The organism is Acidovorax sp. Q11 (assembly GCF_054950075.1).
The window spans coordinates 1-4,702 of sequence record NZ_JBUDZG010000063.1 but is presented as its reverse complement, the minus strand read 5'-3'; the positions used below and the strand labels follow the sequence as shown (position 1 = coordinate 4,702).

Here is a 4,702-nt window from a genome sequence, read left to right as displayed (position 1 = left end):
GCAGCGCTGGTGACCTGATCCGCGTGCAGCTGATTGCCACGCCTGGCGCTGCCGAGCAGATCCTGGGGAGTGTGGACTTCACTGTGGACCCGTAGGCAACACCACAACCTGCCAACGCAACGGAACCTATATCCAAGCCCCTGTGAGCAACGCAGGGCACAGAACAAAGTTGAGAGGGAGAGTAAAAGATGGAAGCATTGAACACCCGGCACGCATGGCGGCCCGTACTGCGCCCTGTGTCTGGCGTCGTGATCGCAGCCCAACTGCTCTTGGCGATCCAGCCGCTGAGCGCACTGGCCCAGGATGGGGGAGGCAACACATCCCCCTCCGCACAGGCCCAGATGCAACGCCTGGCCCAATGGCAGCAGCGCATCGAGCAGGCAAAAGTTGAGCAAGCCCTTGCCGCCCAGCCTGCAGGGGCCATCGCCAGCCAGCGCACCAGCCGCAACCTCAGCCGCGTGCACGAACTGCTCAAGGGCATCAAGGCCCGCACCGAACGCCCGGTGGCCTTCAACAAGGCGCGAAGCACCGGCAGCGCACAGGCTTCCAAGGCAGCGGCAAGTCCTGAACAGGCCAACCAGGCAGACCAGGCCCAGATCAGTGAACTGCTCACATCCATCGACGCCGACACCGACGCCGTGCTGGCCGACTTTGCTGCGCTGCGCGGGCAACTCCAGACCCAGCAGGTCAGCCCCGAGATCCTCGCCCGCCACGACCAGGCACAGGCCGAGCTGGACAAACGGGCCAATGAACTGCGCGGCCTGATCCGCCAATGGCGCCAGGCACCCGGTGCCACCACCCTGGCTGCGCTGGATGCCTACTTCGAGCGCTACCCCGCCGTGCGCGTCAGCACCCCGGTGAACCCGGCCAAGCTGCCCTGGAGCAACCCCACCCCCAACCAGCGCCCCCCCGCAGAAACCAAGGTGGGCTGGCTGCAGAACCTGCACAAGGGCCAGGAGGTGAAACTGGCCCAGGCGGGAGGAGGTGCGGGGGGTATCCAGTTCAACGTCCCGCCCGAGCCCGGCCAGGCGCCCACTGCCGCCGACCTCGCGGAAACCCCGGAAGTCAGCCTCACTGCCGCCATCCGCGCCAAAGCCCAGGAGCTGGGCAACAACCCCGTGGCCATCCACAACTGGGTGCGCAACACCATCGAATGGACCCCCACCTGGGGCGCTATCCAGAGCGCGCAAGACACGCTGGACAAACAACGCGGCAACGCCGTGGACATTGCCGGCCTGCAGATTGCCCTGCTGCGCGCCGCAGGCATCCCCGCCCGCTACCAGTTCGGCACCGTGGACATGACCGCCGCCCAGGCCATGAACTGGGTCGGCAACGCGGGCAACCCCCAAGCGGCGCTGCAGATCATGAACCAGGGTGGCATTGCAGCCCGGGGCGTCACCCAAAGCGGCGCCATCCAGAACATCCGCTTCGAACACGCCTGGGTCCAGGCCTACGTCAACTGGGCCCCCAGCCGTGGCGCTCAGAACGGCTCGCCTACCCAGCACCCCAACCCCAATGGCCCCTTGAATGCCTGGGTGGCCCTGGACGCAAGCGTCAAGCAATACAGTTACGCCAGCGGCATGGACCTGCAGACCGCTGTGCCCCTGGACGCACAAGCCCTGCTGAGCGCCGCCCAAAGCGGAGCCACGGTCAACGAACAAGAAGGCTGGGTACAAAACCTCAATCAGGCCGCCATTCAAAGCCAGCTCACCAGCTACCAGAACAGGCTCAAGACCTACATCGACACCCAAAAGCCCAACGCCACCGTGGGCGATGTCATCGGCAAGAAGATCCTTCCCCAGACCGTGCACAGCGTGCTGGCAGGCGTGACCCCGCTGGCCATCGTCCAACTCGGACAACAGGCCAGCGCAGTGCCCGCCAGCCTGCAGCACCAGTTCAGCTACACCTTGAGCGACAGCTGGGGCAACGAGCTACTGAGCTACACCGCCCCCACCAGCCAACTCGTGGGCAAACGCCTGACTCTGAGCTACGCTCCCGCCGACCAGGCCACCACCGACCTCATCGCAAGCTACCTGCCCAAGCCCAATGCCGACGGCAGTCCCATCCGACCTGACCAACTGCCCACCAGCCTGCCGGGCTACCTGATCCGCCTCAAACCTACGATCACGCTGGATGGTCAGGTGGTGGCCCAAAGCAGCACGGCCGTCACCATGGGCACCGACCTGCAAGGGCAGGGCGGTTTCACCCAGCTGCACAACCCCACGCAATGGGATTTGACCCCTGACGCCAGCCACACCGCAGGGCAAGCCACCGCCATCGGCATCAGCGCAGGTGGCATCAGCGGCAAACAGCTCGATACCTTGAAGACAAGGCTGGAGAACACCAAAACCCAGCTGCAAGCCAATAACGTGCAGAACCTCACGGGTGAACAAATCTCCGGCGACCTTCTCACCGCCACCATCTGGAGCTGGTTCGCTGCAGCGGAGAGCCACAACCGTCTGAGCCAGAACCAGGCAGGCATCGTGGAAAACCCCGGCCTCAGCTACGGCCTGTTCCACGCCGTGGCCGACCCCATCTACAGCTGGGGCGTGGTGCGGCAGGTCAAGTTCCCTGGGGTGAACATGGACATCGGCCATGTGCGCAACATCACCTGGGCCAAGGACAACGACGAGAAGAAGTGGGTGGCCTACAACCGGCTGCGGGGCCAGTACATGAGCGCGCTGGAGCATGCGGTGCCCGAGCGGTTCTTCAATGACCCGCAGAAATGCAACCTGCAAGGAAATACCAACCCCACGCCAGGCTTGCCGGATTGCCCGCAAGGCATCAGCGCAGTCAAGGCCTTGGGGATTGCAGCGGCCCAGGGGCAGCGGATTTACACGATCACGCAGAAGGTCTACAACGACAACCCGGGCATTGTGAATACGGCGCTGTCAGCGCACAGCTGGGACACGCAGAACCGGGTGCAGCAGTCGCTGGATGCGGGGTATGAGGTGACGATCCACCAGAGCCCGATTACGGAGAGTGGGTGGACGGGGGCGGGGTATACAGCCATAGACCCAAGTACGGGGGCCGGGGCCTACACCATTGAGGGCGGGGGTAATGGTGGATTTCTTTTGGTTGTCTTCGCAATCGCCCTTTTGGTTATCGCCGCCTATTTTGCTGGGTCGCTCTTGGTTGCGGGAATGATAGGGCCGATCGGTGCAATTTTAGCAATTGGTGGAGCAATTCTTAGCTACTTCAATCTCATTAAAGGACTAGGTGAAATTCAAAATGAAACTCAGTTCAATAACTTGGTTGCCTTTACCGCACTAAAAGGACTGGCGTCAATCCTTTTGTCGGGTGTTACACTGGTGTTTTATAATTCATTAATTACATTCGGGCCGATAACAAACGTCTTGCCATTTTCCATTATGAATTTCGGAATATTTTTCTTTTCAGGGTGGTTTTTCTGATGTCGATGGTGTTTGCGGAAATTTTGGTTGCGATTTTTCTTCTCTTTGCTGGCGATTATTTATTTTTTAATATAGAAAGAGGGAAAATGGGGCTTTTTGTCCGTTTTTCGCTGAGAGGTATATTGACTATTGCAGCGCCGGTGATAATTCTGCTCCACTCTGTTGATGGTATCTTCCCAAGAGTGATTGCGTTACTTGCAATGGCTCTTTTGTTAATTTTCTCTGGGAAATACATGCGACTATTTGCACATGAGAGAAATCGGCAAATGTTGCTTGACTTGCCTTTTTTTGATCTTGAAAAAAATCTCTTCCTTAGTAGTTTTTTCGTTGTTGTTTTTTATTGGCTTGTGGCTGGGTATTTCATTTTTAATGTGTATCGATAGTTCATTGTGAGCAATTCACTGCCACTGGCATCAGCGCCAAGCAGCTTGAAACCCTCAAGACCAAGCTGGAGAACACCAAAACCCAGCTGCAGGCCAACAACCTGCAGAACCTCACGGGCGAGCAAATCTCCGGCCACCTGATCACTGCCACTATCTGGAGCTGGTTCGCGGCGGCAGAAAGCCACAACCGCTTGAGCCAGAACCAGGCCAACGTCATTGAAAACCCCGGCCTCCGCTTCGGCCTGTTCCATGCCGTGGCTGACTACATCTTCAGATGGGGCGTGGTTCGACAGGTCAAGTTCCCCTGGGTGAACATGGACACCCCATGTGCGCAACGTCACCTGGGCCAAGGACAACGACGAGAAGAAGTAGGTGGCCTACAACCGGCTGCGGGGCCAGTACATGAGCGCGCTGGAGCATGCGGTGCCCGAGCGGTTCTTCAATGACCCGCAGAAATGCAACCTGCAAGGAAATACCAACCCCACGCCAGGCTTGCCGGATTGCCCGCAAGGCATCAGCGCAGTCAAGGCCTTGGGGATTGCAGCGGCCCAGGGGCAGCGGATTTACACAATCACATAAAGGATCAACCGCGACCACCCCAGTGTCGCGTGCTGAATTCAATCTAATCCTTCAACCTCGCCTCACGACCCTCACTACGCAGCCATCCAGTAACGGCATCGCAGGCTTTGCGCAAACTGCCCAGGGGCGCGTGGGGGCGGGGCATTTTGCTGCAAGAGAGCTTGCAGAAATAGATTCCCAGAGCTGCGTCTTCGCTGCTGGGTTCCGTTGCGTTGGCAGGTTGTGGTGTTGCCTACGGGTCCACAGTGAAGTCCACACTCCCCAGGATCTGCTCGGCAGCGCCAGGCGTGGCAATCAGCTGCACGCGGATCAGGTCACCAGCGCTGC

At 59.6% G+C, this 4,702-nt stretch carries 4 protein-coding genes; 3 read left to right on the top strand and 1 reads right to left on the bottom strand.

Features of this window, described 5'->3' with window-relative positions; translation table 11 throughout:
- Window positions 1-188: 188 nt before the first annotated feature.
- Window positions 189-3,413 (top strand): transglutaminase-like domain-containing protein, encoded by a 3,225-nt coding sequence (locus ACYZGB_RS22620; RefSeq protein WP_462391223.1) that lies wholly within the window; start codon window positions 189-191, stop codon window positions 3,411-3,413.
- Entirely contained in the window at window positions 3,413-3,796 is a 384-nt protein-coding gene (locus ACYZGB_RS22615; RefSeq protein ID WP_462391221.1) for a hypothetical protein, read from the top strand. The genes ACYZGB_RS22620 and ACYZGB_RS22615 overlap by 1 nt, the downstream gene beginning before the upstream one ends.
- Here the strand turns inward: ACYZGB_RS22615 and ACYZGB_RS22610 are convergent.
- Entirely contained in the window at window positions 3,751-4,146 is a 396-nt protein-coding gene (locus tag ACYZGB_RS22610; protein WP_462391219.1) for a hypothetical protein, read from the bottom strand. The genes ACYZGB_RS22615 and ACYZGB_RS22610 overlap by 46 nt on opposite strands.
- A 22-nt stretch (window positions 4,147-4,168) precedes the next feature.
- Between ACYZGB_RS22610 and ACYZGB_RS22605 the strand changes: the two genes are divergently transcribed.
- Window positions 4,169-4,375 (top strand): hypothetical protein, encoded by a 207-nt coding sequence (locus tag ACYZGB_RS22605; RefSeq protein ID WP_462391218.1) that lies wholly within the window; start codon window positions 4,169-4,171, stop codon window positions 4,373-4,375.
- Window positions 4,376-4,702: the final 327 nt, after the last annotated feature.